Source organism: Kitasatospora sp. NPDC088548, from assembly GCF_044753005.1.
Classification (GTDB): domain Bacteria; phylum Actinomycetota; class Actinomycetes; order Streptomycetales; family Streptomycetaceae; genus Kitasatospora.
In genome coordinates, this window is the sequence record NZ_JBIVMI010000009.1 from 47309 (window position 1) to 72188 (window position 24880).

A 24880-nucleotide genomic window follows, 5' to 3' on the forward strand; every position below is an offset into this window, starting at 1 on the left:
CGCCTTGGTACGCCGACATCCCGCGCCCGTGTACGGCGCCGGAGCAGAGGCTACCGGGTGTGATCCCCTCGGCGCCGACATCTCGTACACATGTCCGCCACCGGTCGCGTCCGGTGGACGGGGCGGTCAGTCGCGGAGCACGTAGTGGTGGTCGCCGGGCCAGACCGTGGCGTCGGCGGGCTCGGTCTCCATGTCCTCGGGGAGCAGGCTCCACAGGATGAGGTCGCTGCGGCTCTCCCCTCCGGCCCGGAGCCCGTCGCCGCGCACTATCCAGGCGCTGCGCAGGACGCCCTCGCTGATGCCGCCGATCTTCTGGGCGACCTGCTGGGCGGCGGTGTTCCCGGCGGCGGTGCGCATCTCCAGGCGCAGGAAACCGCGGTCCTCGAAGAGCCACTGGGCGACGCCGAGGACGGCCTCCGGCGCGTAGCCCTCGCCGCGGCCCCAGGGCGCGGTGACATAGGTGATCTCGGTGGAGCGCAGCCGCCAGTCGGTGTTGCGCAGTTCGACCAGGCCGACCAGGCGCTGGGTGAGGTGCTCGGCGACGGCGAAGACGATGCCGCGGCCGGCGGCCCGGTGCCCGGGCGCGAGGGTACGGGCGAGCGTGGCGGCGTACTCCTCGGTGAAGGGGTGCGGCAGGTCCGTCCAGGCCAGGACGAGTTCGTCGGCCATCATGGCGGCCAGGCCGGGGGCGTCGTCCTCCGCAAGGGGGCGCAGCAGCAGCCGTTCGGTGCTGATGGCGGTCTCGGGGAAGCTCGCTGCCATGCCGTCTCTCCTCGCCGGGTCCTGGACACACCGTACGCCTCGCCGGTACCCGGGTGTCACGCGGTGCACGGCTCGCACGACGGTACGTCAGAACTCGGCCTGTCAGGGTGTCACTCCCGCATACTGCCCGACCGGGCCCCCGCCGAGGTGTGGCGGGGGCCCGGTCGAACGGTGCGCGACGGATCAGAAGGCGGGGATGACCGAGCCGTTGAAGGTGTCGTCGATGTACTTCTTCACCTCGGGCGAGTGGAGCAGCTCGGCGAGCTTCTTGACCCGCGGGTCGTTCTCCTTGCCCTTCTTGACGGCGAGGATGTTGGCGTAGGGGTTGCCCTCGGCCTTCTCCAGGACCACCGCGTCGGTGGCGGGCTTCAGGCCGGCGTCGATCGCGTAGTTGCCGTTGATGACGGCCGCGTCGAGGTCGCCGATGGAGCGGGGCAGCTGGGCGGCCTCCAGCTCCTTCCACTTGAGGTTCTTCGGGTTGCCGGTGACGTCGGCCGGGGTCGCGGCGGTGCCCGCGCCCTCCTTGAGCGTGATCAGCTTGTTGTCGGCGAGCAGTTTGAGCGCGCGGCCCTCGTTGGTGGCGTCGTTGGGCAGGCCGATGGTGGCGCCGTCGGCGATGTCGCCGATGGACTTGACCTTCTTCGAGTACACGCCCAGCGGCTCCAGGTGCACCGGCTCGACGGAGACGATGTCGGTGCCGTGCTTCTTGTTGAAGTCCTCCAGGTACGGCAGGTGCTGGAAGTAGTTGGCATCGGCCGAGCCGTCCTGCACCGCGGTGTTGGGGGTCACGTAGTCGGTGACCTCCTTGATGTTGAGCTTGAGGCCCGCCTTCTCCGCCAGGTTGTCCTTGACGAACTTCAGGATCTGGGAGTGCGGCGTGGGGCTGGCGGCGACGGTGAGGGCCGCGTTCGGGTCGGAGGACCCGGACGACGAGCCGGAGCTGCCGCAGGCGGCGAGCGAGAGGGCGATGCCGGCGGTGGCGAGGACGCTGGTGAACTTCAGGGCGTTGCGCACGAAAAGTGCCTTTCTGCGTGATACGGGGAGCCGCGTCCGGAGTCGGACGGCGGGAAGTCAGGGGGCGACGAGGTCCTCGTCGGGGGTGGCCGCCGGGGTCGCGCCGCCGCGGAGCAGCCGGGTGCGGCCGCCGCCGCGGCCGCGGTTGGCGAGCCGGCGGACGGCGTAGTCGCCGAGCAGCTGGATGGCGGTGACGATGATCGCCAGCTCCGCGACGATGACCCACATGAAGGTGGTCTCGAAGCGCAGGTAGCCATAGGTGATGGCGAGGTTGCCGAGGCCGCCGCCGCCGACGGTGCCGGCCATCGCCGAGTAGCTGATCAGCGTGATGACCGTGGTGGTCAGCGAGGCGGTCAGGCTGGGCAGGGCCTCCGGGATCAGCGTCTTGCGGACGATGGTCCAGGTGCTGCCGCCCATGGCCCGGACGGCCTCGACCAGGCCGCCGTCCACCTCGCGCACCGAGGTCTCGACCAGGCGGGCGAAGAACGGGATGGCGCCGATGGTGAGCGGCACGGTGGCGGCCTGCCAGCCGAGGGAGGTGCCGGCGATCAGCTTGGTGAAGGAGAACAGCGCGACCATCAGTACCAGGAAGGGCAGCGAACGGGCGATGTTGACGACCGTGCCGATCACCCGGTTGAGGAAGACGCTCTCCAGCGCGCCGCCCTTGGCGGTGAGCACCAGCAGGACGCCGAGCGGCAGTCCGAACAGCACGCTGCCGACGGTGGAGACGGCGACCATCTGGAAGGTCTCCCAGGTGGCGGGCCACAGCAGTTCCTGCATCTGGTCCCAGGTCATGCCACCGCTCCGTTCACGTCGAGCACGTCCACCTGAAGGCCCTGCTCGCGCAGGTAGCCGATCGGCACCACGTTGTCCTGGTGGCCGCCGGGGAGTTCGACCCGCATCCGCCCGACCATGCGGCCGGCGATGGTCTCGACGGCGGCGCCGAGGATGTTGACGTCGATCTGGTAGGTGCGGGCGAGCTGCGAGACGAAGGGCTCGGCCGAGGTTTCACCCTGGAAGGTGATCTCCAGGACGGTCCCGCCGGGGTGGCCGGAGCCGAACTCGCTGAGCGGGAAGAGCTCGCGGGCGAGCTCGGAGCCCGGCTTGGCGAGCAGGTCGGTGAGCTCGCCGGACTCGACCACCCGGCCGCCGCGCATCAGGGCGGCGGAGTCGCAGACGGACTTGATGACGTCCATCTCGTGGGTGATCAGCAGGACGGTGAGGCCGAGCTGCTGGTTGAGGTCGCGCAGCAGCTTGAGGATGGAGCGGGTGGTCTCGGGGTCGAGCGCGGAGGTGGCCTCGTCGGAGAGCAGCACCTTGGGGTCGCCGGCGAGGGCGCGGGCGATGCCGACGCGCTGCTTCTGGCCGCCGGAGAGCTGGCCGGGGTAGCTGCGGGCCTTGTCGGCGAGGCCGACCAGGTCGAGCAGTTCGGAGGCCTTGCGGCGGCGCTCGGTGCGGTCCAGTCCGATGATCTCCAGCGGGAGTTCGACGTTCTGCTGGACGGTACGGGAGGCGAGCAGGTTGAAGTGCTGGAAGACCATGCCGATGCGGCGGCGGGCCTCGCGCAGCTCCCGGCCGGCCCGGTTCTCGCCGCCGGACAGCGCGGTGAGCTCGACGCCGTCCACGGTCACCGTGCCGGAGCTGGGGCGCTCCAGCATGTTGACGCAGCGGATGAGGGTGGACTTGCCGGCACCGCTGGTGCCGACGACTCCGTAGACCTCGCCGGGGCGGACGTGCAGGTCGACGCCGGCAAGGGCGGTCACCTCGCGGCCGCGGGAGCGGTAGACCTTGGTGAGGTCCGTGGTGGTGATCACAGCTGCTTCCGTGGGTCGGGGGCGGGCGGCGGACGGCGACCGGACCGGGTTTCGGGTCGGTGGCGTGGCCGGCGCTGCGCCAGGGGGATCCGGACCTGCCACCCCTTGATCGTGGCCGCTGGGCGACCGGGCCGCGCGACGGCGTGGCCCTTACGAGTCATCGGGGACGACCACCGCCCGTGGGTGGGCAGGCGGAGGGAGAGGGTGCGGCAGGCGGGGCGCGCTCACACGGACGGGAGCGGGCGGGGTCTCGCTTCGGGGCGCGAGGAGGGGGGTGCTCCCAGCCGGAGGCTGGGAGGGAACAGTGGCCCTCAGCGGTGACACATTCGACGACACATGGCACGCTCACCTGCCGGCAGAGTGCCGGTGGGGGTCCATTTCGTCGTCGCAGTCATGTGAGCCAGTAAATCAGATGGGCCGGTTTCGTCCCAATTATTTGGATCCGCTGTCCGCAATACGGACAGGAAACGCCGCTACCAGGGACGATACGGCTCGGCGCCGCCACCGAAAGGCTCGAATGGTGGCGGCGCCGACCGGGTGGGGCCGGGTGGCGGGGCTCAGGCGGTGGCGGCGAGCGGCGCCTCGGCGGACTTCTCCAGGTGGACCAGGCTGATCCGGCCGTCGGTCTGCTCGACGGCGGTCTGCCGGTAGCCCTGGCGGGCATAGAGGCGCAGGTTCCCGAGACTGCGGTGGCCGGTCACCAGCCGGTAGGACGTCACCGGGCGGCCGTCCTCGGCGAGGCGGCGCTCCAGCGCCTCCAGCAGGCGCCCGCCGAGGCCGTGCCGCTGCATCCGCGGGTGGACGACCAGGCGCTCTATCCGGCCGACGCCGTCGGGGCCGATCCGGCCGCGCACCGTGCCCACCACCTCGCCGCCGAGCCGGGCGACCAGGAAGTGCTGCTCGGTCAGCTCGTCGCGCAGGCTCTCCAGGGTCTGCGTCAACGGCTCGATGGCCCAGTCGCCGTACAACTCGGCCTCGCTCTGGTAGCCGAGGTACTGGAGCTTGAGGATCTGCTCCGCGTCCTCGGCGTCCGCCGCCGAGATGATCACGCTCATGCCCATGTGCTGGGGCCTCCCCAATGTCGTGCCCGGCGCGCGAACGTGAGGGTGCCGCACCGGATGTCCTGCCGGAGATGGACCGGCCGGGGATCCGCCCTGGCCGGGGGTGGCGCACGAACGTACCAGCCGCACGGCCCGGTGGGGCCCACGTCGCCGACGGCGCGCTCACGCTCAGTATCCAAGTGATCGCGCCGTCGTCAAGAGCTACGTTCGCCAGCGCTCTACCCGCGTGTCAGCTTCCCTCAACCTTCCGGCCGCCCGACGTGGCGAGGGTCACGTCGGGCGGCCGGGCGGGGGCGGCGGGCGAAAGGGGCGGTGAGGGCCGTGCGCCCAAGGGGCCGGCCGGGGCGGAGGACGTCCGGCGTGGTGGGTGCGCCCCGGACGGCGGAGAGGTCGGCGGCCGGCCGGCGCGGGGGCGGGAGGGGTGCCCGACGTGGCGAGGGTCACGTCCGAACGGGGGGCGCGCGGTGACTGGGTGTGTCGGAGCACGGGCCGGCCTCAGCCATGACGCTCGCCGTGCAGGAGCACGCGCAGGCAGGCGAGGCAGCGGGAGCGGGTGGGGCCGATGGAGCCGCGCGGCATGCCGAGGCGGACGGAGAGCTCGTGGTAGGTCGGCGGCGGGTCCTCGGCGAGGGCCGCGACCAGCCGGGGACAGCGGCCGGGCAGGGCGGCCACCGCCTCGCGGACGAGACGGCGCCGGAGCTCGGCGAACACCTCGTCCTCGGCGGAGGGGACGGAGGGAACGTTGGTGCGCATACCGTGCATGACCGGGTCCGGGCGGGGGCGGTCACGGTCGGGCGGGCGTGCTCGCGCGGAAGGGGCGTGACGGTCGGCCCGTCACGCCCCTTCCGCCTGGCTCACCTGTCAGCCCTGGACCCACTCCTGCTGGAGCGCGAGGTCCGCCTTCACCTCGGCCAGCTGGACGGCGACGGCCGAGGGGGCGGTACCGCCGCGCCCGTTCCGCGAGGCGATCGCGCCGTGGACGCTGAGCACCGAGCGCACCTCGGGCGTCAGGTGCCCGGAGATCGCGGCGAACTGCTCGTCCGTCAGGTCGGACAGCTCGATGCCCTGGGACTCGCAGACCTTGACGCAGGCGCCGGCCACCTCGTGCGCGACCCGGAACGGCACGCCCTGCTTGACCAGCCACTCGGCGATGTCGGTGGCGAGCGAGAAGCCGGCCGGGGCCAGCTCCTCCAGCCGCTCCCGGTGCACGGTGAGGGTGGCCATCATGCCGGTGAAGGCCGGCAGCAGCACCTCAAGGGTGTCGCAGGAGTCGAAGACCGGCTCCTTGTCCTCCTGGAGGTCCCGGTTGTAGGCGAGCGGCAGCGCCTTCAGCGTCGCCAGCAGGCCGGTCAGGTTGCCGATCAGGCGGCCGGACTTGCCCCGGGCCAGCTCGGCGATGTCCGGGTTCTTCTTCTGCGGCATGATCGAGGAGCCGGTGGAGAAGGCGTCGTGCAGCGTGATGAAGCCGAACTCCTTGGTGTTCCAGATGATCACCTCCTCCGCGATCCGGGAGAGGTTGATCCCGATCATCGCGGTCACGAAGGCGAACTCGGCGACGAAGTCGCGGGAGGCCGTGCCGTCGATGGAGTTGCCGACCGAACCGCCCTCGAAGCCGAGGTCGGCGGCGACGGCCTCCGGGTCCAGGCCGAGCGAGGAGCCGGCCAGCGCCCCGGAGCCGTACGGGGAGACGGCGGTCCGGGCGTCCCACTGGCGCAGCCGCTCGGCGTCCCGGCCGAGGGCCTGCACGTGCGCGAGGACATGGTGGGCGAAGAGGACCGGCTGGGCGTGCTGGAGGTGGGTGCGGCCCGGCATGGCGGTGTCGGGGTGGGCCTCGGCCAGGCCGACCAGGGCGTGCTGGAGGTCGAGGACCAGCCCGCCGATGATCTTCGCGTGGTCCCGCAGGTACATCCGGAACAGCGTGGCGATCTGGTCGTTGCGCGAGCGGCCGGCCCGGAGCTTGCCGCCGAGTTCGGCGCCGAGCCGCTCCAGCAGGCCCCGCTCCAGCGCGGTGTGCACGTCCTCGTCGGCGACGGTCCCGGTGAAGGTGCCCGCCTCGACGTCGGCGAGCAGCCGGTCGAGCCCCTCCAGCATGCCGGCCAGCTCGTCGGCGCTCAGCAGCCCGGCCTTGTGCAGGACCCGGGCGTGCGCCTTGGAGCCGGCGATGTCGTACGGCGCCAGCCGCCAGTCGAAGTGCACCGAGGCCGAGAGCCTGGCCAGCGCCTCGGACGGGCCGTCCGCGAAGCGCGCGCCCCAGAGGCGCAGCTCAGGACCGGTACTGGCGGCGTTCTGGTCGGCAGGCATCGCGCGGGCTCCTTACAAGCTGAGGGGTGTCGGGGGTGGGCCCCGGCCGTGGGGTGGGACGGCCGGGGCCCGGGAGGGAGTGGATCAGGCGAGGTCGCGCCGCGCGGCGATCTTCGAGGAGAGGCCGAAGATCTCGATGAAGCCCTTGGACATCGACTGGTCGAAGGTGTCACCGGTGTCGTAGGTGGCGAGGTTGAAGTCGTACAGCGACTGGTCCGACTTCCGGCCGTTGACGACGGCCCGGCCGCCGTGCAGGACCAGCCGGATCTCACCGGAGACGTGCTGGTTGGCCTCGTTGACGAAGCCGTCCAGGGCGCGCTTGAGCGGGGAGAACCAGAGGCCGTCGTAGACCAGCTCGGCCCAGCGCTGCTCCACCTGCCGCTTGTAGCGGGCGAGTTCGCGCTCGACGGTGACGTTCTCCAGCGCCTGGTGGGCGGTGATCAGGGCGATCGCGCCGGGAGCCTCGTAGATCTCCCGGGACTTGATGCCGACCAGCCGGTCCTCGACCATGTCGAGCCGGCCGACACCCTGGGCACCGGCCCGCTTGTTGAGCTCCTCGATGGCCTGCAGGACGGTGACCTTGCGGCCGTCGATGGCGACCGGGACGCCGGCGTCGAAGGTGATGACCACCTCGTCGGCCTCGCGCTGGGTGGCCGGGTTCTGGGTGTACTCGTAGACGTCCTCGATCGGGGCGTTCCAGATGTCCTCCAGGAAGCCGGTCTCGACGGCGCGCCCGAAGACGTTCTGGTCGATCGAGTACGGGGACTTCTTGGTGGTGGCGATCGGCAGGCCCTTGGCCTCGGCGAAGGCGATCGCCTTGTCCCGGGTCATCGCGTAGTCGCGGACCGGGGCGATGCACTTCAGGCCGGGGGCCAGGGAGTTGATGCCGACCTCGAACCGGACCTGGTCGTTGCCCTTGCCGGTGCAGCCGTGGGCCACGGTGGTGGCACCGTGCTTCTGCGCGGCGGCGACCAGGTGCTTGACGATGACCGGCCGGGAGAGGGCGGACACCAGCGGGTACTGGCCCTGGTAGAGGGCGTTGGCCTTGACGGCCGGCAGGCAGTACTCGTCGGCGAACTCGTCGCGGGCGTCCGCGACCTCGGCCTCGACGGCACCGCAGTCCAGCGCGCGCTGGCGGATGACGTCCAGGTCCTCGCCGCCCTGGCCGACGTCGACGGCGACGGCGATGACCTCGGCGCCCGTCTCCTCGGCGATCCAGCCGATGCAGACGGACGTGTCCAGACCGCCCGAGTAGGCGAGTACGACGCGCTCGGTCACGGCTTTCTCCTTCACAACTGTGCGAACAGGTTTACGGCGATAGGCATAAGTATGCACTACACCGTATGAAATTCAAAACCCATCGCCGCATCCCGGTGAGCGGGGGTTACTGGGCCTTGGCCTGGGCGAGTTGCATCAGGTGGTCGGCCAGGGCCTGCCCGCCGGCCGGGTCGCGGCTGATCAGCAGGACGGTGTCGTCGCCGGCGATGGTGCCGATGATCTCGAAGACCTCGGCCTGGTCGATCGCCGAGGCCAGGAACTGCGCGGCGCCCGGCGGGGTGCGCAGCACCACGAGGTTGCCGGAGGCGGTGGCGGAGACCATGAGTTCGCCGGCCAGCCGGGCCATCCGGCCCTCGCTGGCCGACTCGCCCATCGGCGCGCGCGGCGTGCGGTCGCCGCCCTCGGCCGGGACGGCGTAGATGAGCGCGCCGTCCCGGTTGCGGATCTTGACCGCGCCCAGCTCGTCCAGGTCCCGGGAGAGGGTGGCCTGGGTGACCACCAGTCCGTCGTCGGCGAGCAGCTTGGCGAGCTGGCTCTGCGAGCGCACGGGCTGGCGGGTGAGCAGATCCACGATCCGCCGGTGGCGCGCGGTGCGGGTCTGCGGGACCTGCGGCGTCGGCCCGGCGGAGGACTGGCCGGAGTTGGGTACGGTCATGTGATTATTCTCCCGGACTACGCTCGGCTCGCACCGGCCGGGGCGCTCTCGCGCACCGTCCGGAGGATGCCCGGCAGCGCGGCGAGGAAGGCGTCCGCCTCCTGCTCGGTGAGCACCAGCGGGGGCGCCAGCCGGACGGCGTCCGGAACGGCGGCGTTGACCAGGAAACCCGCCTCCTGGGCGGCGGCCTGGACCCTCGCGGACACCGGCTCGGTGAGCACGATGCCCAGCAGCAGGCCGGCGCCGCGGACATGCGAGACCAGCGGGTCGCCGATCGCCTCGACGCCCCGGCGCAGCCGCTCGCCGAGCGCGCGGACGTGCGCCAGCAGCCCCTCGGACTCGATGGTGTCGAGCACCGCGAGGGCGGCGGCCGCGACCACCGGGTTACCGCCGAAGGTGGTGCCGTGCTGGCCCGGGGTGAGCAGGTCGGCGGCCTCGCCGAAGGCGAGCACGGCGCCGATCGGCAGCCCGCCGCCGAGCGCCTTGGCGAGGGTGACGACATCCGGCTCGACGCCCTCGAAGGCCTGGTGGGCGAACCAGTACCCGGTCCGGCCGATGCCGGTCTGGATCTCGTCCAGGACCAGCAGGGTGCCGGTGGCGCGGGTGATCTCGCGGGCCGCCTTCAGGTAACCGTCGGGCAGCGGGATCGCGCCGTTCTCGCCCTGGACGGGCTCCAGGAAGACGGCGGCGGTCCCGGTGGTGACGGCGGCCCGCAGGGCCTCGATGTCACCGAACGGCACATGGGTCACCTCGCCGGGGAGCGGGAGGAAGGGCTCCTGCTTGGCGGGCTGGCCGGTGAGCGCGAGGGCGCCCATGGTCCGGCCGTGGAAGCCGCCCTGGAGGGCGACGACATGGGTGCGGCCGGTCCGGCGGCTGATCTTGAAGGCGGCCTCGTTGGCCTCGGCGCCGGAGTTGCAGAAGAACACCCGGCCCGCGCGGCCGTCCAGCCGGAGCAGCCGCTCGGCCAGTGCGATCGTCGGTTCGGCCATGAAGAGGTTGGAGACGTGCCCGAGGGTGGAGATCTGCCGGGTGACGGCCTCGACGACGGCCGGGTGGGCGGTGCCGAGGGCGTTGACCGCGATGCCGCCGAGCAGGTCGGTGTAGACGTTGCCGTCGGCGTCCCAGAGCCTGGCGCCCTCGCCCCGGACCAGCGGGATGCGGGGGGTGCCGTAGTTGTCGGTGAAGGCGTGCCGCCACCGCTCGGTCAGCGCGCTGTTGTCGGTCATGCCAGTCCCCCGGTCACGGTCGCCTCGTCGTCGTCCGGCACGACCATCGTGCCGATGCCCTCGTCGGTGAAGATCTCCAGCAGCAGGCTGTGCTGCACCCGGCCGTCCAGCACGCGGGCGGTGCCCACGCCGGAACGGACGGCGCGCAGGCAGCCCTCCATCTTGGGGAGCATGCCGCTGGCCAGCTCGGGCAGCAGGCCCTCCAGCTCGCTCGCGCTGAGCTGGCTGATCACGTCGTCGGAGATCGGCCAGTCCGCGTACAGGCCCTCGACGTCGGTGAGGACGACGAGCATCTCGGCACCGAGCGCCACCGCCAGGGCGGAGGCGGCGGTGTCGGCGTTGATGTTGTAGACGTGGCCGTCGGCGCCGCGGGCGATCGAGGAGATCACCGGGATGCGGCCGTCGGCGATCAGCGCCTTCACCGCGCCGGCCTCGATGTTGACGATCTCGCCGACCAGGCCGATGTCGACCTGCTCGCCGTCGACGACGGCGTAGCGCTTGACGGCGGTCATGGTGTGGGCGTCCTCGCCCGTCATGCCGACCGCGAACGGGCCGTGGCTGTTGAGCAGCCCGACGAGTTCGCGCTGGACCTGGCCGGCCAGCACCATCCGGACCACGTCCATGGTCTCGGGGGTGGTGACCCGCAGGCCGTTGGTGAAGGAGGACTCCAGGCCCAGCTTGTTCAGCTGCGCGCTGATCTGCGGGCCGCCGCCGTGCACCACGACGGGGTGCAGGCCGGCGTAGCGCAGGAAGACCACGTCCTGCGCGAACGCGGCCTTGAGGCTCTCGTCCACCATGGCGTTGCCGCCGAACTTGATCACGATGGTCTTGCCGTGGAAGCGCTCCAGCCACGGCAGCGCCTCGATCAGCGTTATGGCCTTGGGCAACGCGGTGTTGTTGCGGGCCTGTTCGCCCTTGGGTGCGATCTGCACGGTTCCGGTGTCCCTCGTGGGCTCGGTGTCGGTTGGCGTGGCCGTCGGACGGCGCGCCGGTCAGGTGGAGTAGGCGCTGTTCTCGTGCACGTAGTCGGCGGTGAGGTCGTTGGTCCACACGGTCGCGGCGGCCTCGCCGGCGTTCAGGTTCGCGGTGATGACGACCTCGCGGCCGGCCATGTCGACGAGGTCCCGGTCCTCCCCCACGCTGCCGTTCCGGCAGACCCAGACGCCGTTGATGGCGACGTCCAGCCGGTCCGGGTCGAAGGTGGCGGCGGTGGTGCCGATCGCGGCCAGGACGCGGCCCCAGTTGGGGTCCTCGCCGTGGATGGCGCACTTGAGCAGGTTGTTGCGGCTGATGGTGCGGGCGACCTCGACGGCCTCGTCCTCGGTGGCGGCGCCGGTGATGTCGATCCGGATGTCCTTGCCGGCGCCCTCGGCGTCGCCGATCAGCTGGCGGGCGAGGTCGGCGCAGACGGTGCGGACGGCCTCGTCGAACGCGGCCTGGTCCGGGGTGGTGCCGGAGGCGCCGGAGGCGAGCAGCAGCACGGTGTCGTTGGTGGACATGCAGCCGTCGGAGTCGATCCGGTCGAAGGTGGTGCGGGTCGCGGCGCGCAGCGAGGCGTCCAGGGCGGCCGGGTCGAGGGCGGCGTCGGTGGTGAGGACGACCAGCATGGTGGCGAGGCCCGGGGCGAGCATGCCGGCGCCCTTGGCCATGCCGCCGACGGTCCAGCCGTCCTTCGTCACCTGGGCGGTCTTGTGCACGGTGTCGGTGGTCTTGATGGCGACCGCGGCGGCCTCGCCACCGGTCGCGCTGAGCTCCCGGGCGGCGAGGGCGACGCCGGGCAGCAGGATGTCCATCGGGAGCCGCAGGCCGATCAGGCCGGTGGAGGCGACGGCGACCTCGCCGGCCGAGAGCTCGAGCTCCTCGGCGACCTTCTCGGCGGTGGCGTGGGTGTCCTGGAAGCCGAGCGGGCCGGTGCACGCGTTGGCCCCACCGGAGTTGAGGACGACGGCGGAGACCTGGCCGCCCTTGAGGACCTGCTCGGACCAGAGCACGGGCGCGGCCTTGACCCGGTTGGAGGTGAAGACGCCGGCGGCGGCGAGCGAGGGGCCGTCGTTGACGACGAGGGCGAGGTCGGGGGTGCCGGAGGCCTTGATACCGGCGGTGACACCGGCGGCGCGGAAACCCTTGGCGGCCGTCACTCCCAGGTTCGGCTGGTCGGTCACGGTGCGACTCCGTTCAGGGGAAGGCCCAGCTCCTCGGGCAGGCCGAGGGCGATGTTCATGCTCTGCACCGCGCCGCCTGCGGTGCCCTTGACCAGGTTGTCGATCGCGCTGATCGCGATGATCCGCCCGGCGGTCTCGTCCAGGGTGACCTGGACCAGGGCGGCGTTGGAGCCGTAGACACTGCTGGTCTGCGGCCACTGCCCGGCGGGCAGCAGGTGGACGAACGGCTCGTCGGCGAACGCCTCGGCGTAGGCGGCGCGCAGGCTCTCGGCCGTCACCCCGGGCCTGGCCTTGGCCGAGCAGGTGGCGAGGATGCCGCGCGGCATCGGGACGAGGGTGGGGGTGAAGGAGACGGTGACCGGCTCGCCCGCGACCGGGCTGAGGTTCTGGGACATCTCCGGGGTGTGCCGGTGGCCGCCGCCGACGCCGTAGGGGCTGACGTTGCCCATGACCTCGCTGCCGAGCAGGCTGGTCTTGGCGGCCTTGCCGGCGCCGGAGGTGCCGGAGGCGGCGACGATCACGGCCTCGGGCTCGGCGAGCCCGGCGGCGTACGCCGGGAAGAGCGCGAGCGTGACGGCGGTCGGGTAGCAGCCGGGGACGGCGATGCGGTTGCTGCCCTTGAGCGCGGCGCGGTGACCGGGCAGCTCGGGCAGCCCGTACGGCCAGGTGCCGGCGTGCGCGGAGCCGTAGAACTGCTCCCAGTCGGCGGCGGCCTTGAGCCGGAAGTCGGCTCCGCAGTCCACGACCAGCACGTTTCCGCCGAGGGCCTCGGCGACGGCGGCGGACTGGCCGTGCGGCAGCGCCAGGAACACCACGTCGTGGTCGGCCAGCACCTCGGGGGTGGTGGGCTCCAGGATCCGGTCGGCGAGCGGCAGCAGGTGCGGCTGCAGCGCGCCGAGCCTGGTGCCCGCGTTCGAGCCGCCCGTCAGCGCCCCGATCTCCACCTCCGGGTGGCCCAGCAGCAGGCGCAGCACCTCACCGCCCGCGTATCCGCTCGCACCGGCAACGGCGACTCGCAATGCCATGGCGTTCCCTCCTTAGTCGTGGCATGAATATACGCAGTGCGGAACATTCATGCAAGGAGTTCGCGAGCGGCCTCCCGGCGGCGGAGCCCGCCGCCGCCGGCGTCGCGGTCAGCGCCGGACGGCCCGCAGGACGACGAACTTGGGATTTCCGGCGACGAGTTGGCAGTTGCCGAAGAGCCGGCGGAGCTTGAGGTGGTACCCCAGGTGGCGATTGCCGACCACCCAGAGTTCACCGCCCGGACGCAGGGCTCGGCGGGCGCCGGTGAACATCCGCCAGGCGGTGGCGTCGGTGGTGGCCTGGTGGGAGTGGAACGGCGGGTTGTTGAGCACGAGGTCCACCGAACCGGCCGCGACCGCCTCGGCCGCGAGGGCGTCCGCGGTGAGGAACTCGGCCGGGGCGTCCGGGCCGAGATTGGCCCGGAAGGTCGCCTCGGCGGAGGCCACGGCCTGGTCGGACTCGTCGACGAAGACCAGCTCGGCGCCCGGGCCGGCGAGGGCGGCGGCCGTGCCGACCACACCGTTGCCGCAGCCGAGGTCCACCACCCGGTCGCCGGGGGCGGCCGTCGGCAGGTGGCCCAGGAAGAAGCGGGTGCCGATGTCCAGGCGCTCGGCGCAGAAGGTGCCGGCGTGGTTGACCACGGTGCGGCCGGACGCGATACCGATGTCACCGGGCAGGGCGTAGCTGTGCGGCCACGGGCTGGGCCCGGGGTCGAGCGCCGGGTCGGGGGTGCAGAAGATCAGCCGGGCCTTGCGGACCGCGAGCGAGGTGCGGGTCGGGCCGAGGATTCGCTCGAAGAGCTGGAGGGTGGAGGTGTGGATCTCGGTGACCATGCCGGCGCCGATCACCACGGTGCCGGGGTGGACGGCCGGGGCCAGCCGGTGCAGCTGGTCCTCCAGCAGCGCGAGGCTCTTGGGGACACGGACCAGCAGGACGTCGACGCGCTCCGGCGGGGTGTCCCGGGTGGAGAGCAGCCGGGCGGCGCCGGGGGCGGTGCCGGCCCGGGCGAGGTTCTCCAGGGTGGCCCGCCGGCCGAGGTGGGAGTCGCCGATCTGCACCGGGCGGTGGGCGGCGAGCGCGGTGGTGAGGGCGCCCCAGCGGTCGCCGAGAACCACGACCGTCCGGCCGGTGAGGTCGGTCGCCACGCCCTGCGCGCTGTCCGTCTCGCCGGCGAGATGGCGCAGCAGGTACTCGTCGGCCGCGTCCCAGGCCCGCAACAGCTCGCGCGGGTCCGCCGGGAAGCGGGTGAGGTCGAAGGTGCCCCAGGACGTGGTGAAGGGCGTGGCGGCGGGCGTGCTGAGGCGGTTCATCGTGAGCTCAGGCTAGCCGACGGCCGGGCGGGGGCCGTCCGGGCGGCCGATACTGGGAGAGCCCGATCGGAAGGGGCAGCGGCCATGGACTGGAAGCTCGAAGTGGTGGTGGTCCCGGTGTCGGACGTGGACCGCGCGAAGCTGTTCTACGAGGAGCAGGGCGGCTTCACGGTCGACCATGACACCCGGATCCGTGACGGGGTGCGGGTCGTCCAGCTCACGCCGCCGGGTTCGGGGTGCTCGATCGTGGTGGGGGTCGGCCTCACGGAGGCGCCACCGGGCTCCATGAAGGGGCTGCAACTGGTGGTGCCGGACGTCGCCAGGGCGCACGCCGAGCTGGTCGCGCGGGGCGTGGAGGTCAGCCCGGTCCAGCACTTCGCGGACGGCGAGCGGGTGGACGGGCACGGCGGGGACTGGAACTCGTTCGTCTTCTTCAACGACCCGGACGGCAACGGCTGGGCCGTCCAGGAGTCGCCACGGCGGTGAGCCACGGCGGTGAGCGGGCTCGGGGCCCGGGCGGGCACGGCGTTAGGGTCTGGACATGGTCGAAGACGAGGGAAGCGTCCGGGTGGACAGCTGGATCTGGTCGGTACGGCTCACCAGGACGCGGGCGCTGGCCGCGGCGGCGTGCCGGGCCGGGCATGTCCGGGTGAACGGGGAGCGGGCCAAGCCGGCGCAGGCGCTGAAGGCCGGGGACGAGGTGCGGGTGCGCCAGGAGGGGTACGAGCGGGTCGTCGTGGTGAGGAAGCTGGTCCGCAAGCGGGTCGGGGCCGGGGTCGCGGCCGAGTGCCTGGTGGACAACAGCCCGCCGCGGCCGCCCCGGGAGCTGGCCGTGGCGGCCGGCGAGCGGGACCGGGGGGCCGGGCGGCCCACCAAGCGGGACCGGCGCGAGCTGGACCAGCTGCGCCGGGGGTAGCGGGCGGCCCGGCCGCCGGCCGTCGGTATCGGCGGCCGCCGGCAGCCGCAGGAGGCCGGGTCAGGCGAGGGTGTCGGTGAGGACCTGGGCGACGAAGGCGTCCAGGTTGGCCACCGTACGGGCGATCTGCTCCTCCCGCGACAGCGACTCGGTGGGCCGGCTGACCAGCGGGGACGTCTTCAGCCCGCGCACGTACAGCGAGCAGGCCAGATCGGCGCAGATGTAGGTGCCGACCGTGTTCCCCTCGCGCCCGGAGACGCCCGCCCGGCGGGCGGTGAGGAGTGCGACGCCGGAGCCCGCGTGGGCGGAGACGCAGAGCGAGCAGACGTTGCTCTTGCTCAGGCTGCGGCGGATCGAGGGCACCCGCAGCGTGATGCCGACCGGCCCGCCGTCGCGCTCGGCGACCAGATAGCCGCGATCGGGCGCGCCCTGGTCCCGCCAGCCGAGGAAGTCCAGGTCCTCCCAGGGCAGTTCGGCCAGGCCCCGGGGCAGGTTGAGCCGACGGGCCTCGCCCTTGGAGCAGTTGACGAAGGAACCGCGGATCTCGTTCTCGCTCAGGGGTCTCATGCCCCGGAAGCTAGCACCGGCCCAGGCGGCGCGTCGCGCCATTTTCCACCGGTGGGCCCGGCTTCGCCCCGTTACCGGACGGGGGTGCGCGGCCTGCACGGCCAGTCGGCGCCCGGCGTCGTCGCCGAGCCGGGTGAGCAGGTCGTCCAACGCCAGGAAGACCTCCCGCGGTTCACGCCCGGCGGCGTCGGGCAGGGGCGGGAGGGCCGCGGTCACGCCGCGGGGTAACTCGAACGGATGATGGTCTGTCAGTGGCGGAGGTTATGTTCCGGTGGCCGGATCCGGCGCCGGGAGGGGAGGCGCCGGATCCGGTGCCGGGGTCAGCGCTTGAAGGCGACGGCCGCGTAGCCGGAAACGTCCTGCCAGCCCTCGGGCAGTTCCGCGGTCGGCACATGGCCGGCCTCGGGGCGCCAGAGCGGGAGCTGGACCAGGCCGGGGCCGGCGAACTCGAAGTCGCCGAAGAACGGCTCGATGGCGGCGCGCGGGCGCAGCACCAGCGGGGCGCTGGCGCTCCGGTAGATCCGGGTGCCCTCGGCGGCGCTCTCCCGGGAGGCGAAGTCGGGGGTGCCGTGGGAGAGGATCAGCGCGCTGCCGGGGGCGAGCGCGTCGCGCAGGGTGCGGACGATCTCCCGGGCGCCGTCCTCGTCCCGGATGAAGTGCAGTACCGCGACCAGCATCAGGGCCACCGGCCGGTCGAGGTCCACGGCCTGGCGCAGGCCGGGGTGGTCCAGGATCGCGGCCGGGTCCCGCAGGTCGGCCTCGATGACGGAGGTGTGCCCGGCGGGGTGGCCGGCCAGCAGGGCGCGGGCGTGGGTGGCCACGATCGGGTCGTTGTCGACGTACACCACGCGGGCGTCCGGGGCGACCCGCTGGGCCACCTCGTTGGTGGAGCCGACGGCGGGGATACCGGTGCCGATGTCGACGAACTGGCGGATGCCCCGGCCGGCCGCGAACTCCACGGCGCGGCCGAGGAACTCGCGGTTGGTACGGGCCAGCAGCGGCAGCGCCGGATAGGCGGCGACAGCGGCCTCGGCGGCCTTGCGGTCGGCCTCGAAGTTGTCCTTGCCACCGAGGTAGTAGTCGTACATCCGGGCCGTGTGCGGCACGCCCGTGTCCAGCTCGGTCGGTGGCTCCCAGTCGTCCCGCTTCGCCCAGTGCCAGTCCGTGCCGGCCCGCGTGGCCGCCGCAACGGTGTCCTCGTGCATCCTGTTCCCGCCCCCTGTACTCACTGCCGGAATGCGTCCCGTCGCGCGTCCGAACACCGCGATCGGGCACCGAATTTCGCGGTCGGCCCGGCATGCCGCGACGTACCACGCGGTGCGCGGTGATCGTATCCGACGACACGCCGCGGAAACAGCGCGAGTTCGGGTTTCCGCACGCCCTCCGGGACGAAGCGTGCGCACGTCAACGGCGGTCGGCGGCCGTTTCCCCGAATCGCCGGAACGCGGCGCCGTCCCTATGCTGACTGCCGATGACTGTCGACCGCCGCACCGTACTGCGGACCACCGCCCGACTGGCCGCCCTCACCGCCGCCGGCGGGCTGCTCGCGGCTTGCGGCAGCGGCGACCCCCGCCGCGCCGACCCGGGGGCGCTCGCCGTGCACCCCGGCACCGTCGACCCGGAGGGCGGCGATCCGACCGCGGTCGACCCCGCGTGGGTGGACGGCGAGGGCCCGGCCTCGCCCGCCCCCGCGCCCACCCCCTCACCGGATCCGCAGCCCGACCCGACGATGGCCGCCACCACGGCGCCGCCCGTCCCCCCGGTGCTGCCGCCGCTGGCGCCCGGCACCCCCGTGGAGGTCGTGTACGGGCCGCGCACCGGCAAGAACGTCGCGCTCACCGTCCACGGCAGCGGCGACCCGAAGCTGGCCCTCGCCCTGCTGGACGCCGCCGAGCAGCGCGGTGCCAGGCTGACCGTGATGGCCGTCGGCAGCTGGCTCGACCAGCAGCCGCAGATGGCCCGGCGCATCCTGGACGCCGGCCACGAACTCGGCAACCACACCCAGAACCACCAGAACATCTCCGCGATGACACCCGAGCAGGCGCGTGCCGAGATCGCCCAGTGCGCGGAGCGGCTGCAGCGGCTCACCGGCTCGATCGGCCGCTGGTTCCGCCCGTCGGCGACCCAGTACGCCACCCCGATGGTGCGCGAGCAGGCCAGGGCCGTCGGGTACGAGCACGTGCTCTCCTTCGACGTCGACCCGCGCGACTACAGCGACCCGAGCGCCGCCTCGCTCCAGCGCCGGGTGCTCTCCTCGGTGAAGGGCGGCTCGGTGGTCGCCCTGCACATGGGCCACCAGTGCACCGTGGACGCGCTGCCCGGGATCCTGGACGGCCTCGCCAAGGCCGGCCTCAGACCGGTGACGGCCAGTCAGCTCTGCGCGTAGGGCCAGGGCGCGCGGCGGGCCGGTGTCACGCCAGGGGGTCATCGGGCCCGTACGGGCGCAGCCGGAGGGTGCGGGCGTCCGCCTCGCGGATCTCGTCGGCGCGGTGGACCAGTTCCTCCAGATCGTCCCGGCCGGCGTGGACGAAACGGCCGTGCAGGGCGTCGAAGCGGCCGCGGGCGGCGTCGACGGTGACGGCGACCATGTACGGGATGCTGCCCCAGGTCTTGGTGTCCCGGAACATCGGCATGCCCGCGGTCATGTCGGTGGCGACCGCGCCGGGGCTGATGTCGAGGACCACCACCTGGTGCTCGGCGAGCGAGTCCGCCATGTTGTCGGAGAGCTGGAGCAGCGCGCCCTTGGAGGTGGCGTAGGCGGTGTAGTGGCCGTCGGGGCGCAGCGCGAAGCCGGAGTTGAGGTTGATGACGCGGCCGCCGCGGCGCTGGACCATACCGGGCAGGACGCAGCGCAGCAGGTTGTAGGGGCCGCGCAGATTGGTCTCGACGACCTGCCACCACTGGTTGGCGTCGGTCTCCCAGATCGGGACCTCGGAGGGGTCGACCTGGCCGGCGTTGTTGATCAGCAGGTCGATCGGGCCGAGGTCGCGTTCGACGATGCGCACGGCCTCGCGGACGGAGCCGGGACGGGTGACGTCGGCGGTGACGGCGACCCCGCGGGCGCCGTGCCGGGCGCACTCCTTGAGGGTCTCGGTGAGGGTCTCGTGGGTGCGGCCGACCAGGCCGACGGCCATGCCTTCGGCGGCCAGGCCGATGGCGATCTCCCGGCCGATGCCCCGGCCGGCACCGGTGACCAGAGCGACCTGTCCTGCGAGTGATCCCGTCGACATCCCGTGCTCCCTTCACGTCCCCGCGCCCGCCCCACCAGGACCGGCGTCGCGTCTGCGGCATTCTGTCCGGCCGCGGGCGTGCCGGAACCCGGGCGCACGGACGGCGGGAGCGGGCCCACCCGTTCGGAGGAGCCGGGGAGGGAATGCCCTACCGGCCGGTACGGAGTAGTAACGTCGTCAGGACGGTGCACCGGTCCACACACACCGGCGCCCACCCGCTGAACAGCAGCTTGCATGGGACACCTGTCGCTGGGCCACCCCCAGCACCACCGAAGGGCAACTGAGTGAGTGACATCGCGCGCGTCGGAGTGATCGGCTGCGGCCTGATGGGGTCGGGCATCGCGGAGGTCTTCGCCCGGGCCGGGCTGGACGTCCTGGTATCGGAGGCCAGTGGCGAGGCACTGGAGTTCGGCCGCACCCGGCTGACCAACTCCCTGGAGACGGCGGTCAAGCGCGGCAAGCTGGCCCCCGAACTGCGGGACGAGGCGCTGGCCCGGCTGACCTTCACCACCGACCTGGCCGACTTCGCCGACCGTGACCTGGTGGTCGAGGCGGTCGCCGAGCGCGAGGACATCAAGGTCCAGATCTTCCAGAAGCTGGACCAGGTGGTCGAGCGCCGGGACGCCATCCTCGCCTCCAACACCTCGTCGATCCCGATCGTGAAGCTGGCCGCCGCCACCTCGCGGCCGGAGCAGGTGATCGGTCTGCACTTCTTCAACCCGGCGCCGGTGCAGAAGCTGGTCGAGGTGATCCCGACGCTGACCACCTCGGGCGGCACCACCGAGCGGGTCGAGGCGTTCGCCTCCCAGGTCCTCGGCAAGGAGCCGATCCGCGCCCGCGACCGGGCCGGCTTCGTGGTGAACGCGCTGCTGGTGCCCTACCTGCTGTCGGCGGTACGGATGTTCGAGTCGGGCGTGGCGACCGCCTCCGACATCGACAAGGGCATGGAGGCCGGCTGCGCCCACCCGATGGGCCCGCTGCGGCTGTGCGACCTGATCGGCCTGGACACCATCGTGTCGATCGCCGAGTCGATGTACGACGAGTACAAGGAGCCGCTGTACGCCGCTCCCCCGCTGCTCTCCCGGATGGTCGACGCGGGCCTGCTGGGCCGCAAGTCCGGCCGCGGCTTCTACGACTACACCGCGAGCGCCTGACCCCCGGCCCGGCCGGACCGTCCTGGTACGGCCGGGCCTTCCGCCCCTCCGGCCCCGTCTCCCCCACCAGCCCCCGCGCCGTCGGCCGGGGGTTTTTGCCTGCCCCAAACCACTGAAGCCCGAGGCCTGTTGTGCCGATAAGAAGCGTATCCACCCGTCCCGACCCGCCACCGAACCCTCCCGTTCGGGGCCCGCGCATGCCTGGAGGCCCGCATGCCCGATCTGTGGATACCCGGAGCCGAGGTCCATGACGTCGGCGATCACGCGCCGACCGACCAGCAGTACCCGCCCAAGGCGATCGCCCACATCACGTGGGACCGCGACGCCACCGCCGCCGCGCCGCAGGACTGGTGCGACTTCGACTCCCTGGTCGGCTACTTCACCGGCAGCGGCGCCGGCGAGGCGCCGCACATCGTCTGGGACCCGTTCAGCGGGCGGATCGCCCAGCTGTTCCCGGCCGACTCCCGCTCGAAGAGCCTCGTCGACGCGCCGGGCGGCACCCGTACCAACCGGGCGGGGCGGGTGGTGATCCAGATCGAGGCGGTGTTCTTCCCGTACTGCCGCTACAACGGCCAGGTGTACGCCCGGCTGACGGACACCCCGTGCGCCGGCTGGGACCGGCTGCACGCCTGGATCAGCGGCTGGGGCGTCCCGGACGTCTGGCCGATGGGCAGGCCGGTCGACTTCACCGCCCACCGCGACGAGGGCGTGTGGGAGACCCGGGGCGGCTGGTACGGCCACAGCCAGGTCCCGGAGAACGACCACACCGACCCGGGTTCGTGGCCCGACTTCACCCCCGGATCGCCGCCCTCGCCGCCGGCCCCCGGGCAGACCCCCGCCCGGTACCAGGTGACGATCAACGGCCTGCCGTACGGCTACGGCGCGCACGGCGACCAGGTGACCGAGGTCGGCCGGGCGCTCGTGGCCGCGGGCTTCGGCAGCCACTACCAGCAGGGCCCCGGCCCCGACTGGACGGACGCGGACACCCTCAACTACCAGGACTACCAGCGCAGTCTCGGCTTCAGCGGGTCGGACGCGGACGGCGTCCCCGGCGAGACCAGCCTCCGCCGGCTGCTCGGCACCCTGCCCGGCGGCACCGTCTCGCTGTCGCACGTCGTCGCGGCGGCGCAAACGGACCCCGGCGCCGAACAGGGCCACCGGACGTACGGCGCCGACGTCCTGATCGTCGAGCAGGCACTGGCCGACGAGGGCCTGCTCGACGGCCAGTGGGTGGACGGCTCGTTCGGCACCAGGACCGTGACGGCGTACTCCCGCTGGCAGCGGCGGCTGGGCTACTCCGGTACCGCCGCGGACGGCATCCCCGGCCGCGACTCCCTCCAGCGCCTGGGCGCCGCCCACGGCTTCACCGTCACCGACTGATCAAGGAGATCAGCATGCGCACGTTCCTCCTCGACCTCACCGAACGCACGGTCGCCACCTACCTCGCGGCCCTGCTCGGCCTGCTGCTGGCCGACCGCGTCGACCTGACGAGCGTCGGCACGCTGCGGGCGGCGGCGGTGGCCGCCCTGCCGGCCGCGCTGACCGTCCTCAAGGGCGGCATCGGCACCTTCGTCGGTGACCCGAACAGCGCCGCGATACTCCCCCGCGATCGCGGGTGACGGCCGCCCCTACCGCCTGGCAGCGGCCAGGCGGTAGGGGCCGAGGTAGTAGGTCAGGGCGGCCAGGGAGGCGCCGTCGTTGACCTTGCCGCCGGTCAGGAGGTCGAGGACGTCGGCCTCCGGGACCCACTCCACCCTGGTCGCCTCGCTGATGTCCTGGGGTGCCCCGACCCGGGTGCAGCCGGTGACGTGGAAGGAGTGGAACCGCATGGTGGAGATGCCGGACAGGGCGTCGTACGCGAGCAGGGGGTCGACCCGGCCGGGGCGCCAGCCGGTCTCCTCCTCGACCTCGCGGGCGACCGCGTCGGCCGGCTCCTCCCCGGGCTCGGCCCAGCCGGCGGGCACCTCCCAGCCCCACCGGCCGGTGATGAAGCGGTGCCGGTAGAGCAGGAGGAAGCGGCCCCGCTCGTCGGTGACGACCGCGGTGGTCGAGGCCCGGGGCATGGCGACGACGTGGTGGTCGACGCGGCCCACGCCGGGGATGTCGACGTCGTCGAGCCAGACCTCCACCCACGGCGATCCGTAGACCTGCCGCCGGCCGTAGCTCTTCCACTCCGACACCCTGGTCCTCCTCACGCGCGTGCGGGCTGGCGCCCCGACTCTCTCACGCGCGCGGCCGGCCTCCCCGGGCCCCCGGGGCCGTCACTGGGGGAACCACAGCTTCTCGGTGCCGCCCTCGGTGTAGTCGACGGTGATCTCGTACCCGGCCGGGATGTCGCGGGCGGCCACGATCTCGACGATGCCCGCGCCGAAGTCCTTGCGGTACCGCGCCCGGGGTTCGGCGGCGTGGTTGTACAGGCTGCCGAAGCCCAGGGCGATCGCGGCGGCACCGTCCTGCCAGGGGAAGCAGTAGTGGTGGAGGTGGGTCCGGTCGATCAGGTGGCGCTCGGCGGCCGGGACGACCAGCACGGGGCACCGTTCGACGGTCTCCCCCGCACGGTATCCGCGGGTGGCGAAGACCCCCCGGTCGTGGATGTGCGAGGTGTGGATTTCCAGCCCGTCCATGCCCATACGAAACCCCCGGTTCGGTGTCTGGCGGCGCGGTGGAGGCCGCCGGGTTCGCCGGGCGTCCCGGGTCGCCCCGCTCCAGCGGCGGCGCCGCACGGTGCCGCCGCACGGCAGGCGGGCGGACCACCGCCCGGGCCGCCGGCGGCGCTCCCGGCCGCGGGCAGTGAAGCGTCCACCCGGCGCCTCCTCCTGCCGCGCTGCCGCGGCCTCGCCCCGTTCTACCCCGGCGCCCGGGCTCCTGGAAACGACGGAACCGGCCAAGCGGGACCTCGACCGGAACGGTCGGTCCCGCCGTGCCGCTCCGCCGCGCCCGGGGGCCCGCGGTCACCGGAGGCACGGGGCGCGGTCCGGGGCGGTGGAGTCGGTGCGGACGGCCCGCCGCGCTCCCGCCGCCGGGCGATTCGCCGCCGACGGCCGTGCGGGAGGCCGGATCTCCGGTCCCCCGCAGCCTTGATGACGGTACGTCAGCTGTTGATGGCGTAGCTGTCGCCGTAGACCTTCCACTTGAGCGGCGGGTTGAGGTCGAAGTTCTTGGCGTTGAGGAAGACCAGCTGCTCGGTGTCGACGCGGGTGGTGTCCGAGTGCGCCTCCTCGGTCTTCATGGCGGCCCGGCGGGCGTCCAGGAAGGCCTTGAGGTAGGTGGCCTCGTCGCCGCCCTGGGCGGGGGTCCTGGCCTTCTTCAGGGCGGCCTTGCGGATGCCGCCGAAGCTGGTCGGGTCGGAGCCGTCGCCGTGCATGACGATGGCGTCGTAGTAGGCGAACTGGCCGAGGGCGCGCAGACCGTCCGCCTTGGCCTGCTTGACGGCGGGGTTGAAGTAGACGCGGTCCCGCTCGTCGTTCTGCGCCTGCTGGAAGACGGAGTCCTTGGCGGCCGTGGCCCAGTCCTTCTCGAAGGCGGCGCCGAGGCCGGAGTGCGAGTCGCTGCCGTTGACCTTGCGCAGCGCGGGCAGGTACTTGGCGAGGACGTTGCCGGACTTGAGGTCGGTGTAGTGCTGCACCAGGTCGAGCATGTCGCCGGTGCCGGAACAGAACCCGATGATGCCGGCGGTGTAGCCGCGGCCGTCGCCGATGTCCTCGATGTACTTGTACTGGGCCTTCCAGTCCAGCGAGGAGTTCTCGGCGCTGGACACCAGCTGCATCGCGATGTCCTTCTTGTGCGGGTCGTCCAGGCCTATGCCCTTGACCTGGACGGCGGCGGCGCCCGCCGGGGCGGCGTGGGCGGCCCCGGCGGCCGCGACCGTGGCCGGTGCGGCCACCAGCAGGGCGGCGAGGGCCATGCGTACGATGCGGTGCTGCTGACGGTGCATCTCGCGCTCCGGTTCCGTGAGGAGCGGGCAAGGGGGTGCGCCCGCTCGCGGGGAGTTAGGAAACTTTCCTAACCAAGAGATAGCGTCAGCCGCCGCACGCCCGCAAGGGCTTTGACCGAACCTCTTCAAAAAGCCGGGCCCGCTCACACCGCCCGGCGCCGCACCCACCGCACCGCGGCCGCGCAGGCCGCCACCCCCGCCGCCGCCGTCCAGCCGAACGCGACGAACTGGAACGGCCAGGGGCGGGGGGGGGGGGGGGGGGGGGGGGGGCGGGGGGGGGGGGGGGGGGGGGGGGGGTGGGGGGGGGCGGGCGCCCCCCCCCCCCCCCTTCCGCCTGGCTCACCTGTCAGCCCTGGACCCACTCCTGCTGGAGCGCGAGGTNNNNGCGTGCCGCCCCCCCCCCCCCCCCCCCCCCCCCCCCCCCCCCCCCCCCCCCCCCCCCCCCCGCCGGGCCGGGGCCCCCCGGGGGGCGG

Annotated in this window: 26 protein-coding genes; 6 read left to right on the forward strand and 20 right to left on the reverse strand. The window is 72.9% G+C overall.

Annotation, left to right across the window (positions count from 1 at the left end; genetic code table 11):
* Positions 1-126: 126 nt before the first annotated feature.
* The 14 genes from ACIP82_RS13975 to ACIP82_RS14040 all read right to left on the reverse strand — a co-directional run bounded on the left by ACIP82_RS13975 (position 127) and on the right by ACIP82_RS14040 (position 14606).
* The gene (locus ACIP82_RS13975; RefSeq protein ID WP_400653578.1) at positions 127-762 is read right to left on the reverse strand and encodes a GNAT family N-acetyltransferase; all 636 of its coding nucleotides are present in this window, start codon (positions 760-762) and stop codon (positions 127-129) included.
* 183 nt (positions 763-945) lie between these two features.
* Positions 946-1776 carry a MetQ/NlpA family ABC transporter substrate-binding protein gene (locus tag ACIP82_RS13980; protein ID WP_363611320.1) on the reverse strand — a complete coding sequence of 277 codons (831 nt, stop codon included), beginning with the start codon at positions 1774-1776 and terminating at the stop codon, positions 946-948.
* A gap of 57 nt (positions 1777-1833) precedes the next feature.
* Positions 1834-2571, reverse strand: a complete 738-nt coding sequence (locus tag ACIP82_RS13985; protein WP_363611318.1) for a methionine ABC transporter permease — start codon at positions 2569-2571, stop codon at positions 1834-1836.
* Entirely contained in the window at positions 2568-3590 is a 1023-nt protein-coding gene (locus tag ACIP82_RS13990; protein WP_400653579.1) for a methionine ABC transporter ATP-binding protein, read from the reverse strand. The genes ACIP82_RS13985 and ACIP82_RS13990 overlap by 4 nt, the downstream gene beginning before the upstream one ends.
* A 557-nt stretch (positions 3591-4147) precedes the next feature.
* On the reverse strand, positions 4148-4651 hold the full coding sequence (locus ACIP82_RS13995) for a GNAT family N-acetyltransferase (RefSeq protein ID WP_400653580.1): 504 nt from the start codon (positions 4649-4651) through the stop codon (positions 4148-4150).
* A 495-nt stretch (positions 4652-5146) separates the two neighbouring features.
* Entirely contained in the window at positions 5147-5404 is a 258-nt protein-coding gene (locus tag ACIP82_RS14000) for a hypothetical protein (protein WP_363611312.1), read from the reverse strand.
* A 108-nt stretch (positions 5405-5512) separates the two neighbouring features.
* Positions 5513-6952, reverse strand: a complete 1440-nt coding sequence (gene argH / locus ACIP82_RS14005; RefSeq protein WP_400653581.1) for an argininosuccinate lyase — start codon at positions 6950-6952, stop codon at positions 5513-5515.
* An 84-nt stretch (positions 6953-7036) separates the two neighbouring features.
* Positions 7037-8230, reverse strand: a complete 1194-nt coding sequence (locus ACIP82_RS14010; RefSeq protein ID WP_363611308.1) for an argininosuccinate synthase — start codon at positions 8228-8230, stop codon at positions 7037-7039.
* A gap of 106 nt (positions 8231-8336) precedes the next feature.
* Positions 8337-8885: an arginine repressor gene (locus ACIP82_RS14015; protein WP_363611306.1), complete on the reverse strand. Its 549-nt coding sequence runs from the start codon at positions 8883-8885 to the stop codon at positions 8337-8339.
* A gap of 17 nt (positions 8886-8902) precedes the next feature.
* Entirely contained in the window at positions 8903-10111 is a 1209-nt protein-coding gene (locus ACIP82_RS14020; RefSeq protein ID WP_363611304.1) for an acetylornithine transaminase, read from the reverse strand.
* On the reverse strand, positions 10108-11043 hold the full coding sequence (argB, locus tag ACIP82_RS14025; protein WP_363611302.1) for an acetylglutamate kinase: 936 nt from the start codon (positions 11041-11043) through the stop codon (positions 10108-10110). The genes ACIP82_RS14020 and argB overlap by 4 nt, the downstream gene beginning before the upstream one ends.
* A 60-nt stretch (positions 11044-11103) precedes the next feature.
* Positions 11104-12255, reverse strand: coding sequence for a bifunctional glutamate N-acetyltransferase/amino-acid acetyltransferase ArgJ (gene argJ / locus ACIP82_RS14030; RefSeq protein WP_363611362.1), 1152 nt, complete (start codon positions 12253-12255; stop codon positions 11104-11106).
* A gap of 14 nt (positions 12256-12269) precedes the next feature.
* Positions 12270-13298, reverse strand: a complete 1029-nt coding sequence (gene argC / locus ACIP82_RS14035) for an N-acetyl-gamma-glutamyl-phosphate reductase (RefSeq protein WP_363611300.1) — start codon at positions 13296-13298, stop codon at positions 12270-12272.
* Between the two features lie 108 nt (positions 13299-13406).
* Positions 13407-14606: a methyltransferase gene (locus ACIP82_RS14040; RefSeq protein WP_363611298.1), complete on the reverse strand. Its 1200-nt coding sequence runs from the start codon at positions 14604-14606 to the stop codon at positions 13407-13409.
* A gap of 84 nt (positions 14607-14690) precedes the next feature.
* Between ACIP82_RS14040 and ACIP82_RS14045 the strand changes: the two genes are divergently transcribed.
* Positions 14691-15092, forward strand: coding sequence for a VOC family protein (locus ACIP82_RS14045; RefSeq protein ID WP_363611296.1), 402 nt, complete (start codon positions 14691-14693; stop codon positions 15090-15092).
* Between the two features lie 55 nt (positions 15093-15147).
* Positions 15148-15522: a S4 domain-containing protein gene (locus tag ACIP82_RS14050; protein ID WP_363611293.1), complete on the forward strand. Its 375-nt coding sequence runs from the start codon at positions 15148-15150 to the stop codon at positions 15520-15522.
* A 60-nt stretch (positions 15523-15582) separates the two neighbouring features.
* Here the strand turns inward: ACIP82_RS14050 and ACIP82_RS14055 are convergent, their stop codons facing one another.
* Positions 15583-16089 (reverse strand): FBP domain-containing protein, encoded by a 507-nt coding sequence (locus ACIP82_RS14055; RefSeq protein WP_363611291.1) that lies wholly within the window; start codon positions 16087-16089, stop codon positions 15583-15585.
* Between the two features lie 320 nt (positions 16090-16409).
* Positions 16410-17294, reverse strand: a complete 885-nt coding sequence (locus tag ACIP82_RS14060) for an SAM-dependent methyltransferase (RefSeq protein ID WP_363611289.1) — start codon at positions 17292-17294, stop codon at positions 16410-16412.
* A 266-nt stretch (positions 17295-17560) separates the two neighbouring features.
* On the opposite strand from ACIP82_RS14060, the gene ACIP82_RS14065 reads away from it, so the two are divergent.
* Positions 17561-18475, forward strand: a complete 915-nt coding sequence (locus ACIP82_RS14065) for a polysaccharide deacetylase family protein (RefSeq protein ID WP_363611287.1) — start codon at positions 17561-17563, stop codon at positions 18473-18475.
* 25 nt (positions 18476-18500) lie between these two features.
* On the opposite strand, the gene ACIP82_RS14070 is transcribed toward ACIP82_RS14065, so the two are convergent.
* A complete protein-coding gene (locus ACIP82_RS14070) occupies positions 18501-19319 on the reverse strand; it encodes an SDR family oxidoreductase (RefSeq protein ID WP_363611285.1) in 819 nt (272 codons plus the stop codon).
* A gap of 284 nt (positions 19320-19603) precedes the next feature.
* Between ACIP82_RS14070 and ACIP82_RS14075 the strand changes: the two genes are divergently transcribed.
* The 3 genes from ACIP82_RS14075 (at position 19604) to ACIP82_RS14085 (ending at position 22092) form a co-directional block, all read left to right on the forward strand.
* Entirely contained in the window at positions 19604-20473 is an 870-nt protein-coding gene (locus tag ACIP82_RS14075; RefSeq protein WP_363611283.1) for a 3-hydroxybutyryl-CoA dehydrogenase, read from the forward strand.
* Positions 20474-20686: 213 nt separating this feature from the next.
* Positions 20687-21853 carry a peptidoglycan-binding protein gene (locus ACIP82_RS14080; RefSeq protein ID WP_400653582.1) on the forward strand — a complete coding sequence of 389 codons (1167 nt, stop codon included), beginning with the start codon at positions 20687-20689 and terminating at the stop codon, positions 21851-21853.
* Between the two features lie 14 nt (positions 21854-21867).
* The gene (locus ACIP82_RS14085) at positions 21868-22092 is read left to right on the forward strand and encodes a holin (protein WP_363611279.1); all 225 of its coding nucleotides are present in this window, start codon (positions 21868-21870) and stop codon (positions 22090-22092) included.
* 9 nt (positions 22093-22101) lie between these two features.
* Here the strand turns inward: ACIP82_RS14085 and ACIP82_RS14090 are convergent, their stop codons facing one another.
* The 3 genes from ACIP82_RS14090 to ACIP82_RS14100 form a co-directional block, all read right to left on the reverse strand.
* On the reverse strand, positions 22102-22653 hold the full coding sequence (locus tag ACIP82_RS14090; protein ID WP_363611277.1) for an NUDIX hydrolase: 552 nt from the start codon (positions 22651-22653) through the stop codon (positions 22102-22104).
* An 81-nt stretch (positions 22654-22734) separates the two neighbouring features.
* Positions 22735-23097: an SET domain-containing protein-lysine N-methyltransferase gene (locus ACIP82_RS14095; RefSeq protein ID WP_363611275.1), complete on the reverse strand. Its 363-nt coding sequence runs from the start codon at positions 23095-23097 to the stop codon at positions 22735-22737.
* 467 nt (positions 23098-23564) lie between these two features.
* On the reverse strand, positions 23565-24407 hold the full coding sequence (locus ACIP82_RS14100; RefSeq protein ID WP_363611273.1) for a chitosanase: 843 nt from the start codon (positions 24405-24407) through the stop codon (positions 23565-23567).
* Positions 24408-24880: the final 473 nt, after the last annotated feature.